Source organism: Halomonas sp. MMSF_3323 (genome assembly GCF_030733595.1).
Classification (GTDB): domain Bacteria; phylum Pseudomonadota; class Gammaproteobacteria; order Pseudomonadales; family Halomonadaceae; genus Halomonas; species Halomonas litopenaei.
Genome location: NZ_JASHIT010000056.1, coordinates 1 through 13,447, shown reverse-complemented (window position 1 = coordinate 13,447; position 13,447 = coordinate 1). Strand labels below are relative to the sequence as shown.

General features: G+C 62.9%; 14 protein-coding genes. 1 reads left to right on the top strand and 13 read right to left on the bottom strand.

The genetic code is table 11. The features are described 5' to 3' along the window. Window positions 1–30: 30 nt before the first annotated feature. The 12 genes from pheT to RBB39_RS21005 all read right to left on the bottom strand — a co-directional run bounded on the left by pheT (window position 31) and on the right by RBB39_RS21005 (window position 12,473). Entirely contained in the window at window positions 31–2,412 is a 2,382-nt protein-coding gene (gene pheT, locus RBB39_RS21060; RefSeq protein ID WP_045991492.1) for a phenylalanine--tRNA ligase subunit beta, read from the bottom strand. A gap of 65 nt (window positions 2,413–2,477) precedes the next feature. Next, window positions 2,478–3,497, bottom strand: a complete 1,020-nt coding sequence (gene pheS, locus RBB39_RS21055) for a phenylalanine--tRNA ligase subunit alpha (RefSeq protein ID WP_045991493.1) — start codon at window positions 3,495–3,497, stop codon at window positions 2,478–2,480. Window positions 3,498–3,671: 174 nt separating this feature from the next. Further along, window positions 3,672–4,025, bottom strand: coding sequence for a 50S ribosomal protein L20 (gene rplT / locus RBB39_RS21050; RefSeq protein WP_045991494.1), 354 nt, complete (start codon window positions 4,023–4,025; stop codon window positions 3,672–3,674). 37 nt (window positions 4,026–4,062) lie between these two features. Beyond that, window positions 4,063–4,257, bottom strand: a complete 195-nt coding sequence (gene rpmI, locus RBB39_RS21045) for a 50S ribosomal protein L35 (RefSeq protein WP_045991495.1) — start codon at window positions 4,255–4,257, stop codon at window positions 4,063–4,065. An 88-nt stretch (window positions 4,258–4,345) separates the two neighbouring features. After that, window positions 4,346–4,885, bottom strand: coding sequence for a translation initiation factor IF-3 (gene infC / locus RBB39_RS21040; protein ID WP_083970214.1), 540 nt, complete (start codon window positions 4,883–4,885; stop codon window positions 4,346–4,348). Between the two features lie 94 nt (window positions 4,886–4,979). Then, window positions 4,980–6,878 carry a threonine--tRNA ligase gene (thrS, locus tag RBB39_RS21035; RefSeq protein WP_045991497.1) on the bottom strand — a complete coding sequence of 633 codons (1,899 nt, stop codon included), beginning with the start codon at window positions 6,876–6,878 and terminating at the stop codon, window positions 4,980–4,982. A 267-nt stretch (window positions 6,879–7,145) separates the two neighbouring features. Then, window positions 7,146–7,958, bottom strand: a complete 813-nt coding sequence (locus tag RBB39_RS21030; protein WP_045991498.1) for an OmpA family protein — start codon at window positions 7,956–7,958, stop codon at window positions 7,146–7,148. Between the two features lie 319 nt (window positions 7,959–8,277). Further along, complete coding sequence (locus tag RBB39_RS21025; protein ID WP_045991499.1) at window positions 8,278–8,745, bottom strand: DUF2489 domain-containing protein; 468 nt, start codon at window positions 8,743–8,745, stop codon at window positions 8,278–8,280. A gap of 154 nt (window positions 8,746–8,899) precedes the next feature. After that, window positions 8,900–9,820: a heme o synthase gene (gene cyoE / locus RBB39_RS21020; RefSeq protein ID WP_045991500.1), complete on the bottom strand. Its 921-nt coding sequence runs from the start codon at window positions 9,818–9,820 to the stop codon at window positions 8,900–8,902. Further along, window positions 9,813–10,853 carry a heme A synthase gene (locus tag RBB39_RS21015; RefSeq protein WP_045991501.1) on the bottom strand — a complete coding sequence of 347 codons (1,041 nt, stop codon included), beginning with the start codon at window positions 10,851–10,853 and terminating at the stop codon, window positions 9,813–9,815. Before RBB39_RS21015 ends, cyoE begins: the two co-directional genes overlap by 8 nt. Next, window positions 10,846–11,499 (bottom strand): hypothetical protein, encoded by a 654-nt coding sequence (locus tag RBB39_RS21010; protein WP_204248914.1) that lies wholly within the window; start codon window positions 11,497–11,499, stop codon window positions 10,846–10,848. The genes RBB39_RS21015 and RBB39_RS21010 overlap by 8 nt, the downstream gene beginning before the upstream one ends. A 218-nt stretch (window positions 11,500–11,717) precedes the next feature. Beyond that, window positions 11,718–12,473: an SURF1 family protein gene (locus RBB39_RS21005; protein WP_253028659.1), complete on the bottom strand. Its 756-nt coding sequence runs from the start codon at window positions 12,471–12,473 to the stop codon at window positions 11,718–11,720. Here RBB39_RS21005 and RBB39_RS21000 point away from each other — a divergent pair. After that, complete coding sequence (locus RBB39_RS21000; protein ID WP_045991503.1) at window positions 12,472–12,663, top strand: DUF2909 family protein; 192 nt, start codon at window positions 12,472–12,474, stop codon at window positions 12,661–12,663. The two genes, RBB39_RS21005 and RBB39_RS21000, sit on opposite strands and share 2 nt — an antisense overlap. 21 nt (window positions 12,664–12,684) lie before the next feature. On the opposite strand, the gene RBB39_RS20995 is transcribed toward RBB39_RS21000, so the two are convergent. Continuing rightward, window positions 12,685–13,447: cytochrome c oxidase subunit 3 (locus RBB39_RS20995; RefSeq protein WP_306169387.1), on the bottom strand; the 763-nt coding region annotated here is incomplete at its 5' end.

Sequence of the window (13,447 nt, the reverse complement as noted above, 5' to 3'; positions counted from 1 at the left end):
CCAACCGTCCGCGCCCGTCAGGGGAAAGCGTCAGGCACGCAGCTCGGCATCGAGTCCCTGCCGAGCCGTTGCCACGATGGCATCGACCAACTGATTGATTTCTTCGTCATTTAGCGTGCGCGAAGGATGCTGCCAGGTCAAGCCCAAGGCCACACTCTTACGACCTTCGGCTACGCCTTTGCCCTGATAGACGTCGAAAAGCCCCAGTTCGGTGAGCCATTCACCGGCTTCGGCACGCACGCGGTCGAGCAGCGCCTGCACCGGCTGGTCTTCATCCACCACAAAGGCCAGGTCGCGACGCACCTCGGGATACCGCGACAGCGGCGCAAAGGCAGGGATGCTGCCCTGGCTGAGCGCGTCGAGGCGCACCTCGAACAGCACGGCGTCGGTCTTGAGACCGAGCTTGGCCTTGACCGCCGGGTGCAGGGTGCCGATCCAGCCGGCTTCTTCGCCGCGATGGAGGATGCGCGCGCACTGTCCGGGATGCAGTGACGGGTGCTCGCCCGGCTCGAAACGCCAGGCGTCGGCGCTGCCGGTCACTTCGAACAGACTCTCGAGGTCACCCTTGAGATCGAAGAAGTCGACCTTGTCGCGACCGCCGGCCCAGCCTTCGGGAAGGCGCGAGCCGCAGACGATGGCGCCGAGCATCGGCACCTGCTCCAGTTCATCGAGCTCACCGCGGAAAACGAGGCCGCTCTCGAACAGGCGCACGCGGGTCTGCTGGCGATTGAGATTGTGCTCAAGCGCCCTGACCAGGCCCGGGAACAGGCTCGCCCGCATCACCGACAGATCCGCAGAAATCGGGTTGGCCAGCACCGGCGACACCGCTTCGGGCAGCAGCACACGCTGCAGCTCCGGGGCGACGAAACTGTAGGTGATCGCTTCCTGATAGCCCCGTGCGGTCATCTGACGGCGCAGACGCGACAACGGGCTTCTGGCCTCGTGGTCCGCCTTGAGCGCCAGGCGCACGGCGGGTCGACGCACCGGCAAACGGTTATAGCCGTGAATCCGCGCCACTTCCTCGATCAGGTCTTCCTCGATGGTGACGTCGAAACGCCAGCTCGGCACCTTGACCCGGAAGCCAGCGTCGATGCTTTCCACCGCCATGCCCAGGCGCTCGAGGATCTCGCCGACCTCGGCGTCGTCCAGGCGCTTGGACAGCGCCTTGGCCAGCCGCTCCGTGCGCAGGGTCACCTCACGCTGAGCCGGCAGGTGAGCGTCGGATGCCTGCTCATTGAGCGGCCCGGCTTCGCCGCCGCAGATGGCGATCAGAAGCTCGGTCGCCCGCTCGATGGCACGGCGCGTCAGCTCGGGATCGACGCCGCGCTCGAAGCGATGCGAGGCATCGGTGTGAAGCCCGTAGGAGCGCGCTTGTCCGGCCACCGCCAAGGGGGTGAAGAAGGCGCCTTCCAGGAAGATATCGCGGGTGGCCTCGCCGACACCGGAGTGTTCGCCGCCCATCACTCCGGCCAGGGCCAGCGGTCCCTTCTCGTCGGCGATGATCAGGGTGCTCGGGTCGAGACTGACGGTCTGGCCATCGAGCAGCACGAGCTCCTCGCCCTGGCGTGCCAGACGCACGATCACGGCACCCTCGAGGTTGGCACGATCGAAGGCGTGCAGCGGCTGACCCAGTTCCAGCATCACGTAGTTGGTCACGTCCACCGCCGGATCGATGGCGCGTACGCCGCTGCGGCGCAGACGCTCCACCATCCACATCGGCGTGGGACGGCTGATATCGACGCCCTTGATCAGACGGCCGATATAGCGCGGGCAGCGCTCTGCGTCCTCGACCCTGACCGGGAAGGTTTCGTCATGGCTGGCCGCAACCTCGGAGATCTGCGGCTCGTCCAGGCCAAGACGGTTGAGCACGCCAACCTCGCGGGCCAGGCCCTGGACGCTCAGACAGTCGCCGCGGTTCGGCGTCAGATCGACCTCGATGGTGTGGTCATCCAGGCCCAGGTAGTCGCGCAGGGCGGTGCCCACCGGAGCGTCCTCGGGCAACACCAGGATACCCTCGGAGGTGCCCTCCTCCAGGCCCAGCTCCGAGGCGGAGCAGATCATGCCGCGGGACTCGACGCCCCTGAGCTTGGCCTTCTTGATCTTGAAGTCACCCGGCAATACCGCGCCCACCCGGGCGAACGGGATATGCTGGCCGGCGGCCACATTGGGGGCGCCACATACCACCTGCACGGTCTCGCCGCTTCCGTCGTCGACCTGACAGACGTTGAGCTTGTCGGCATCAGGGTGCTGGGCCTTGTCGACCACCTTGGCCACTACCACCTCGCTGAAGGCCGCCGCCACGGGTTCGACGGCGTCCACCTCGAGCCCCGCCATGGTGATCTGGTCGGCAAGCCCCTGGGTGGAAAGCTGCGGAGATACCCACTCACGCAGCCACTGTTCGGATACTTTCATGAGGACTCCTTGACGTCCTGTTCCTGCATTCGATGTTCTTTATCGGGCCCTTTGGCCCGCAGCGCTCAGTGAAACTGACGAAGAAAGCGCAGATCGTTTTCAAAGAACAGGCGCAGATCGTTGACGCCATAGCGCAGCATGGCCAGGCGCTCGGCACCCATACCGAAGGCGAAACCGGTATAGCGCTCGGGATCGATGCCGCCGTGACGGAAGACTTCCGGGTGGACCATGCCGCAGCCCATCACCTCGAGCCAGCCGGTGTGGGAGCACACACGGCAACCTTCACCGGCACACATCACGCAGGCGATATCGACCTCGGCGGAGGGCTCGGTAAAGGGGAAGTAGGACGGACGGAAACGTACCGACAGGTCATCGCGCTCGAAGAAGGCATGCAGAAAGTCTTCGATGGTGCCCTTGAGGTCGGCGAAACTGACGTCTTCCTCGATCAGCAGGCCCTCGACCTGATGGAACATCGGGGTATGGGTCAGATCCGAGTCACTGCGGTACACCCGACCCGGGCAGACGATGCGAATCGGCGGCTCCTCGGCCTTCATGGTGCGCACCTGGACCGGCGAGGTGTGGGTGCGCAGCAGCCGGGTGGCGTCGAAATAGAAGGTGTCGGCCATGCCCCGCGCCGGATGGTGGGCCGGGATGTTCAAGGCTTCAAAGTTGTGGTGATCGTCTTCGAGCTCTGGCCCCACCGCCACCTCGTAGCCGATGCGACGGAACAGGCCTTCGATACGCTCCAGGGTGCGTGTCACCGGATGCAGGCCACCAGTGGGCTGTCCACGACCCGGCAGGGTCACGTCCAGGCGTTCTGCGGCAAGCTTGGCGTCGAGTTCGGCCTTGGCCAGGGCCTCGCGCCGGGTATCGAGTTCCTTGGCCAGCTCCTGCTTGGCCTGGTTGATGCGCTCACCGGCCGCCGGGCGCTCCTCGGCGGGCAGCTTGCCGAGCCCCTTGAGCAGCGCGGTCAGTTCGCCCTTCTTGCCCAGGTACTTGACGCGAATCTCGTCGAGTGCGGCCATGGAGTCGGCTGACTGGATGGCGTCGCGAGCTTGTTGAACCAGGTCGGGAAGGTGGTCCATACGTTGAGCTCCGATATCGTTGATCGTTCAGTGGTGGAGTGGTCGCGCAATAGTAGAGATCGCGATGAAAAAGGGGTCGCCAAAAAAACAGGGGAAGAGCGGCTGCTCTTCCCCTGGGGCGATCATGAACGCTCGTCTCCCCATGGGGAGAGCTCGCTCATCATTCGAACGCGCTTACTGGGCAGCCTTGGCCTTCTCGACGATGGCAGCAAAGGCTGCCTTCTCGTGAACGGCCAGGTCAGCCAGGACCTTGCGGTCGATTTCGATACCGGCCTTCTTCAGACCACCGACGAAGCGGCTGTAGGACAGACCGTGCTGACGGGCACCGGCGTTGATACGCTGGATCCACAGGGCACGGAACTGACGCTTGCGCTGGCGACGGTCGCGGTACGCGTACTGGCCGGCCTTGATGACGGCCTGCTTGGCAACGCGAAAGACGCGCGAACGGGCACCGTAGTAGCCCTTGGCCTGCTTCATGATCTTCTTGTGACGACGACGGGCGACGACACCACGCTTGACACGAGTCATAGCACTCTCCTGACGTTAAAGGGGGTTCACCAAGGGTTTATACGTACGGCAGCATGCGACGCACGAGTGCCTTGTCGGCGTCGTGGATCTGCTGCATGCCGCGCAGCTGACGCTTACGCTTGGTGGACTTCTTGGTCAGAATGTGACTACGGAAGGACTGCTTGTGCTTGAAGCCGTTGGCAGTCTTCTTGAAGCGCTTGGCAGCGCCGCTGTTGCTCTTGATCTTCGGCATGAGAATAACTCCGCTCGAGTTTCTTTAGAAAATCCGGGGCCAATGGCCAGCCTTCACAGGCTGACCAATCGTTGAACCGGCCGTCGGATCACTTCTTCTTGGGGGCAATGATCATGATCATCTGGCGCCCTTCCATCTTGGGGAAGGATTCCACGGTCCCGATTTCCTCGAGATCCGCTGCGATCCGTTCCATCAGCTTGCGGCCGATGTCCTGGTGCGCCATTTCACGCCCGCGGAAACGCAGGGTGACCTTGCCCTTGTCGCCACCTTCGAGGAATCGAATCAGGTTCTTCATCTTGACCTGATAGTCACCCTCGTCGGTGCCAGGACGGAATTTGACTTCCTTGACCTGGATTTGCTTCTGCTTCTTCTTCTGAGCAGCTTTCTGCTTCTTCTGCTCGAAGACGAACTTGCCGTAATCCATGATCTTGCAGACGATCGGATCGGCATTGGAAATCTGTACGAGGTCCATCCCTTCCGCTTCGGCACGCTCAAGGGCGTCGCGGGTATCCACGATGCCAAGCTGTTCGCCGTCGCTGGCGATCAGGCGGACCTGATCTTCGGTGATGCGCTCGTTCATTGGCGGACGCTTGTCCTGGGGGCGTCCTCTGGGGTTGCTTCTCTTGATGGTTCCGTCTCCACTGTAGCTTTGGAAGGTGCGAGAGCTGGGAAGGTGCGTGCCTAGAGCCTCACACGAGGGGGCGGCCCATGCCGCCTACCCGTTAGTACCGCTCGGCCTGAACTCGTTCAATAAAGGCGTCCACGGTCATGGTGCCCAGATTTTCGCCGCTGCGCGTACGCACAGCCACCGAGTCGGCCTCTACTTCCTTATCTCCGACCACCAGGAGATAGGGTACCTTCTGCAACGTATGCTCGCGAATTTTAAAGCCGATCTTCTCGTTCCTCAAGTCCGACTTGACGCGAAGACCGATTTTTTGCAGTCGTGAGGTCAAGGCTTCGGCGTATTCCTTCTGGGCATCGGTGATGATCATCACCACCGCCTGCTCCGGCGCGAGCCACAGCGGCATGGCGCCGGCGTAGTGCTCGATCAGGATGCCGATAAAGCGCTCCATGGAACCGACGATGGCACGGTGCAGCATGACCGGCGGCTTGCGCTCGCCCTCTTCGGTCACGTACTGGGCACCCAGCCGCGTGGGCATCATGAAGTCGACCTGCATGGTGCCGACCTGCCACTCGCGGCCCAGGCAGTCCTTCATGTGATACTCGATCTTGGGACCATAGAAGGCGCCCTCGCCCGGCAGCTCCTGCCACTCGACCCCACAGGCCTCCAGCGCTCCACGCAGGGCGTTCTCGGCACGATCCCAGGTGTCGTCGTCGCCGATGCGCTTTTCCGGGCGCAGGGCGATCTTGATCGCGATATCCTCGAAGCCAAAGTCGCTGTAGACCTTGAGCGCCTGGCGATGGAAGCTCGTCACCTCGGGCTGCACCTGCTCTTCGGTACAGAAGATGTGGCCGTCGTCCTGGGTAAAGGCGCGCACTCGCATGATGCCGTGCAGCGCGCCGGACGGCTCATTACGGTGACAGCCGCCGAATTCGCCGAAGCGCACCGGCAGTTCACGGTAGCTGCGCAGACCGGAGTTGAACACCTGGACGTGGCCCGGGCAGTTCATCGGCTTGAGCGCGTACTCACGCTTCTCGGACTCGGTGAAGAACATGCCGTCGGCGTAGTTATCCCAATGGCCGGACTTCTTCCACAGCGACACGTCCATGATCTGAGGGCAGCGAATCTCCTGATAGCCGCCCTCCTTGTAGACGCCGCGCATGTACTGCTCGACGCGCTGCCACAGGGTCCAGCCGTTGGGGTGCCAGAACACCATGCCCGGCGCCTCTTCCTGCATGTGGAAGAGGTCGAGACGACGCGCCAGCTTGCGGTGATCGCGCTTCTCGGCCTCCTCGAGGCGGTGCAGGTAGGCCTTGAGCTGCTTCTTGTCGCCCCAGGCGGTGCCGTAGATGCGGGTCAGCATGGCGTTGTCGGCATTGCCGCGCCAGTAGGCACCGGCCAGCTTGGTCAGCTTGAACGCCTTGAGGTGACGAGTGTTGGGCACGTGGGGCCCACGACACATGTCGGTATATTCCTTGTGGCGGTAGAGGCGAATAGTGTCGCCTTCGGGAATCCCGCGCACGATTTCCTGCTTGTAGGGCTCATCGCGATGCAGGAATTCCAGCATCGCGGCATCGCGATCGACGTACTCGCGGACCACGTCGTACTCTTCATCGATTAGCTGCTTCATGCGCTTCTCGATGGTCTCGAGGTCTTCCGGGGTGATCGACTGGCCGAAATCGATGTCGTAATAGAAGCCGTCGGTGATCACCGGGCCGATGGCCATCTTGGCCTCGGGATAGAGCTGCTTGACCGCGTGCCCGATCAGGTGGGCACAGGAATGCCGGATGATCTCCAGGCCTTCCTCGTCACGTGCGGTCAGGATCGCCACCTCGGCGTCCGTCTCGATCAGGTCCGCGGCGTCCACCAATACGCCGTCGATCTTGCCGGCCACGCAGGCCTTGGCAAGTCCCGGGCCGATGCTCTCGGCCAGCTCCATGACGCTAAGGGGGGAATCGAAGGTTCTCTGACTGCCGTCAGGCAGTGTCACGATGGGCATGCAAGCTGTCCTTGTGCGCAGTGGTGATCCATACCAGGGATCACGTGTCGCCAAAATGGATTCGAGGGGTGAAACAGCGACATAGAATATCAGAAATGGCGCCGCCGGCGCCATGCTCTACCCCTGTGGAGGGCGTCGCGACACCTTTAGCGAGCGGAATGGCAAGCCTGGCCACCACCACCCGAAACGCAGCGAGGCGCCCGAAGGCGCCTCGCTGATGTCATCGTGCTCGATCAGGCGATCGAGACGGACTCGGTCAGGGCAGACTTACTGCCACTCACCCAGTTCCACACGACGGTTTTCCGCACGACCTGCATCGGTGTCGTTGGTCGCGATGGGCTGCTCTTCACCGTAACCGATGGCACGCATGCGGTTCGGCTGAACACCCTGGCTCGCCAGGAAGCGAGCAACGGAAGCGGCACGCTCCTGAGACAGCTGCTTGTTGTAGCTGTCGGAACCGACGCTGTCGGTGTGACCTTCGATGCGCACGCCGACGTTCGGGTTGGCGCGCAGACGCTCGGCAACACCAGCCAGAACCTGCTCAGCCTGAGCGGTCAGGACGGCGGAGTCGAACTCGAAGTTCACGTCACGCAGGACCAGGTCCTTCTCGCAACCGAGGGAGTTGACCTCGACGCCAGCCGGAGTACCCGGGCACTGGTCCTGGAAGTCCGGCACGCCATCGTTGTCGGAATCCAGCGGGCAACCCACTGCGTCCACGGCGACACCGGCCGGAGTACCCGGGCACTGGTCGTTGGCGTCGTAGACGCCGTCACCGTCGGAATCCTTCGGAGCGTTCATCGGCTCCTTGTTCGGCTCGGCACACAGCAGAGCGCCAGCCACGGTGCCGACGGTCGCGCCGACAGCAGCGCCGGTTTCCTCGTCGTCATCGCTGGTGGTGCCGTAGCCGATACCACCGCCGATCAGACCACCAGCGATACCACACACCATCGGGTGCTGGTACCACGGCTTGGCGTCAGATGCGCTCATGCCGGAGGAGGACTGAGAGGCGGAGCTGGCGCAGCCGGAGAGGCCGACAACCAGTGCAGAACCGAGCAGCAAGCCAGTCGTTGATTTTTTCATGTAAGACTCCTTCTTCTATCTGACACTCAATGCTGAATACGGGTAACCCTGTTCTTCAGCGGGTCCAATGTTGTGCCGATCGAGAAACAGGATAGGTACCCTACTTCCTCATAGGCAAGAAAAGCATGAAATACAGCGCCTAGCCAGTCTATTAGTCGCCAATATCTCAACGTCTTCTGCCAACGGCCCATCGTGCAAGACAATTGCTGCACGACCAATCCCTTGCAGGCGATATCATGACGTATCGCTTCTGTACAATCAAACTAGCACAGGCGATACCCGCCCGTCATTCACTTCATCGAACAGTGTTCGAGATCGCTCAATTGAGAGAGTCGGGGTAACGGGCTTGAAAATCCAGCGCAGCCTGTGCCGCAGCCAGCACATCGTCGCGATTCGCTTCTTCCACGGCCAGTCGCTGCTTGTCTTCAGCGAACCGCTCCTTGGGCGTAAGCTCTTGACGAGCCTGATGTGTGTGCAGATGACGGGTCTGTTCGTAGACCTCGGCAAAGACTCTGAACTCGCGCCGCTCAAGCAGTGCCGGATCGATGATCTCGAACAATACTTTCAACCGCCAGCAGCCTTCGGTCACATCGACCTGACGCTGCAATAGCGCCGACGCAACCAGACCGAGGTTTTCCAGGCCATTTTCCCTGGCACGACGTTCCTCGTCCCGAATCACTCCCTCTCGGCGCCGCACCTCATTCTTCAACGACCAGGCGTACCACGCCAACGCGGCAATGATGACAATGCCAAGCCCGAGCAAGGCATAAGCGAGCGTCGTGGACATGCAGCCCCCTGTGCGATGGTCAAAGGGGGCATTCTACACATCTACCAGAGAGGCTGAACCATCCATCGCGAGAAAGACCGGTGACTGCCGTCTGCATTGTTGCCACCTGCCGATGACACTCCCGTGACACCGAACCGTTGAATGACGGCAAGGGCTATGCAGGACTCAAGGCGATACTCAGATAGTGATCCAGCAACAAGGCCAGAAAGACGCCAAGCAGATAGCGTATGGAAAACCAGAAGGCCTGCAAGGGCGCCTGTTCGTCGTGTCCACGCCAGACCCTGAGATTCCACTGCATGAAGCGTAGATTGAGCACACAGACGCTGACCAGATAGAGCCAGCCACTCATGCCGATGGTGAACGGCAGCAAGGTGGCCGCTACCGTCAACCAGCCATATAGCCAGACCTGCAGTCTGGCAAAGGCGAGGCCATGGGTTACCGGCAGCATCGGTACGCCGGCCTCGGCGTATTCATCGCGCTTGTAGATCGCCAGCGCCCAGAAGTGCGGCGGCGTCCAGGCAAAGATGATCAACATGAGCAGCAGCGGTTCGGCTCCCACTGTCCCGGTCACGCTGGTCCAGCCCAGCAGTGGCGGCGCGGCACCTGCGACACCACCGATGACGATATTCTGCGGCGTGGCCCGTTTCAGAAATACCGTGTAGATCAACGCATAACCGACCAGCGACCACAGCGTAAGCCAAGCGGTCAACGGATTGACGGTCAGCGCCAGCAGCGCCACCCCCGAGGTGGACAATGACAGCGCCCAGGCCAGCGCCAGTGGCGTCGACAAGCGACCGGACGCCAGCGGGCGCCGCGAGGTGCGATGCATCCGCGCATCCAGCTTGCGATCCACCACGTGGTTGATCGCCGCCGCCCCGGCGGCGGCCAGTGCAATCCCGATAAGCCCGCACACCATGGCGTTAAGCGCAGCTGGCGATATCGCACCGGGGATCGCCAGCAACATCCCCACCAGGGCGCATACCAGCATCACCATGACCACTCGCCATTTGCACAACGTCAGCAAGTCACGCCATAGCGGATGGGTCGCTGCACCCATGGCCTGTGCATCACGCATGGAGCCACCCTCCTCTGGTCTGGCGTTGACGTCCCTTCACCGCCTGTCTTGAATGGCGCTGCTTCCACGCTACCAGGGTAAAACTGAAGACCAGCAGTACCGCGCCGGCAGTATGCAGAAGCGCCAGGCCCAGCGGCAGCCACAGCAGCACATTGGCGATACCCAGGGCGACCTGCAACGCCGTCGCCCCGGCCAGCGTCAGCAGCCAGGGCCGCATCTCACGGCGATGCCAGCGACGGATCACCACCAGTGCCAGCGCCAGCGTCAACGCCAGCGCTCCCAGCCGATGGGCCAGATGGATCGTCGTGCGTGCTTCGGCGTGCAGGGCCCCGTGCAGATAGTTGGGACCCACCGTCTGGGTAAGGTGGAAGCCCTCACCCCAGTCGGTGTCGGGAACCCACTGGCTATTGCAGGTGGGAAACCCCTGACAGGCGATGCCCGCGTAGTTGCTGGAGGTCCAGCCCCCCAGCGCCAGTTGCAGTACCAGCAGCATGGTGGCCACCCCCATCAGCGCCCCCAGTGGTCGGGCAGCGAGCGCCGCCTCCCCCCTGGCGACACGACGCAGGCGCAGATGCAGCCAGATGAACAGCGTCATCACCGTGAGACCACCCAGCAGGTGAAGGGTTACCACCTGGGGCCACAGCTTGAGGGTCACGGTGTAGGCACCGAAGGCCCCCTGCACCATCAAGGCGGCGAACAGCATCAGCATCAGACGCCAGGGAAACCCAGGCTTGCGCCGCCTGGGCCAGGCCAGCACCAGCAGGGCCATCACCATGACCCCGAGACATCCGGCCAGGTAGCGATGAATCATTTCCATCCAGGCCTTGGATGCCTCCAGCGGTGCATCCGGACTATGCAGCAGAGCGCTGCTTGCATCGGGCACGACCAGCGCCCCATAGCAGCCCGGCCAGTCGGGACAACCCAGCCCCGCATCCAGCAACCGGGTGAAGGCACCGGCCATGATGACCAGGGCGGTGAACAGCGCCCCCACAAGACTCAGGAGCCGCAGCGTCGCCAGGCGTCGATCATTCATGGCGCACCTCCTGGCGGGCGTCTTCGCTGGCACCTTGGCTGTCGTTCAGACTGACCAGTTCGGTGGCACCTTGCGTAGCCTCGGCCTCACCGGGATCTTCGCCCAGGGCAGCAAGCGGTGGCTCGGGGTTGCGCTTGAACAGATGCTCGATGTCGTCCATCACCGCCCGGGTCTCCACCCCGGCAGGATAGGCGACCGCCACCCACCCCTGGGGGTCAAGCAGCCATGCCTGCCCCTGACTGGCCCACTCCGGCGACTCGGTCCAGGTCACCAGCGACTCGCCAGGCAAGGCGGCAGCGTCTCCACCCACGCGCACCCGACTCAGACGATGGGCGTCCTTGCCCAACGCCCGGTGCAGGCGCCACCAGCGATCCGCGTCTTCGGCGCAGCTATCGCCGCAGTCGTAGGCCAGGGTCCAGGCATGCGCCGCGACCTCCCCTCCACGATCGCGACTGGCAATGTCTGTGCGCTCAAGAGCCGGCCACCGGGATAGCGGCGGCACATCGGCATCAAGCGCCCCGTGTGCGGTACGGTTGTCGGGAATGCCGATACGGAACTCGACCATGCCCCAGGCAAGCGCCATGGGCATCACAAAGATCGCGATCAGTGCGACCAGCTTCAGCCGCTGCCACCCCATCGTCGTCATCCTCGCACCTCCACTCCTTGCGTCGACACGTTCGGTCCTGTCGTGTCCGCTGGGCTATCGGGTATCTGTTGTTCTCGCGTTAGTGTCGTGCTCTCGCGCTAGCCTCTTGCCCTCGCCGATGTCGCTTGTCTTTCGACCCTTTCCTGTCTTTCGCGGCGTTATTGTCTTCCGCAGTTTTCTTTCGCGGTTTTCTTTCGCGGTCTTGCCATCTCACGGCCTTAGCGTTCTTGCCTGGCGGACATATCAACAATTGACCTTTCAGCGCTCGTGACGCCCGCCCCGCAAAGATCGCGATAGAGTCGTCGACCTCCAAACAGCAGCGCCAGCAGCGCCACCAACGAAAGCCCCCACCACTGCAGTGCATAGGCCAGATGTCGCTCTGGTGGCATGACGTTAGGCGTCCACCAGTCCTCCAGATGCCCGGGACCCTGGCGCTGATGCAGCCAACCGGCAAAGCTGAACTCCTCGTCCCAGGCTCCGAGTTCGATGCGCTGCAGTCGCGTGCCTTCGAGGTTGTCACCGAACCGCGGCGTACGCCGGCCATCCGCCTGCCAGTCACCGCTCAGCGACACCAGCCCCTTCGGCGTCTCTGCGTAGGGCGCCTGGCGCGACACCCCTGTCTCGAGAAAGCCGCGCTCCACCAGCCACCGCTGTCCCTCGACGTCGACAAAGGGCGTGAGCACCGCTACCCCGAGTCGATTGCCGAGCATCCGATTGTCCAGGTAGAGGGTTTCGTCGGCCTGAAAGACGCCTTCGAGCGACAGGCGGCTGCCGTCCGGCGGCAATGTCCCTGGCATGTTCAAGGTCGGTGCCTCGGCAAGGTTTGCAAGATAGTCGCGCTTGCCGGCGGCGCGCTCCCACTGCCATAGTCCAAGGCCGATACCCAGCACCATCAGCGCTGCACACAGCAGGCACCAGGCCACCAGCCGACCCGGACCACACCTTTTTCCCTCACTCGAACGGACTCTCACCATGCTGCTCAAGATCCTGATTCTGATCGTGTTCGTGGCCATGCTGGCCAGTCTCGCGGCCGGGGTCGGCTTCCTGCTCAAGGACGACAGCCACTCACGCCGCCTGCTGGTCTCGCTCAAGATCCGGGTAGCCCTGGCCGCCCTGCTGCTGGCGTTGCTGGCCTATGGCTTCGCCACCGGAACGATCGGCTGAGCGGCCCCCACGCCGCCTGCCTCAGAACACGTAGACAAAGATGAACAGCCCCAGCCAGACCACGTCGACAAAGTGCCAGTACCAGGCCGCCGCCTCGAAACCGAAGTGGTTGTCGCCACTGAAATGGCCCTTGCGGATACGCATCAGGATGCTGGCCAGGATGATGGTGCCGATGATGACGTGAAGGCCATGGAAGCCCGTCAGCATGAAGAAGGTCGAGCCGTAGATGCCCGCCTCCAGGGTCAGGCCCAGGTGATGGTAGGCTTCGTAGTACTCGACCCCCTGGATGATGATGAAGAAGGTGCCCAGCAGCACCGTACCGAACAACCAGTTGTGGGTAGCGCGACGCTCCCCCATCTTCAACGCTTCGTGGGCGACCGTCAGGGTAATGCTCGAGGACACCAGCAGCAGGGTGTTGACCAGCGGCAGCTGCCACGGGCTCAGGGTCTCGGTCGGCCCCGAGATGGCGCTGTCCGGTGGGTTCTCCAGCGGCCAGCTGGCGGTGAAGTCGGGCCACAGCAATGCCGACACGCCCTTGGCACCTTCACCATCGAGCCATGGCAGCGCCAAAGTCCGCACATAGAACAGCGCACCGAAGAAGGCGCCGAAGAACATCACTTCCGAGAAGATGAACCAGCCCATGCCCCAGCGGAAGGACCGATCCATCTGGGCGTCATAGAGCCCTGACATGGACTCCTTGATGACATCCCTGAACCACAGCACCATCACCGCCAGGATGCCCACCAGCCCCGCCAGCATGATCGGCGACCCCGCCGCCCCGTGC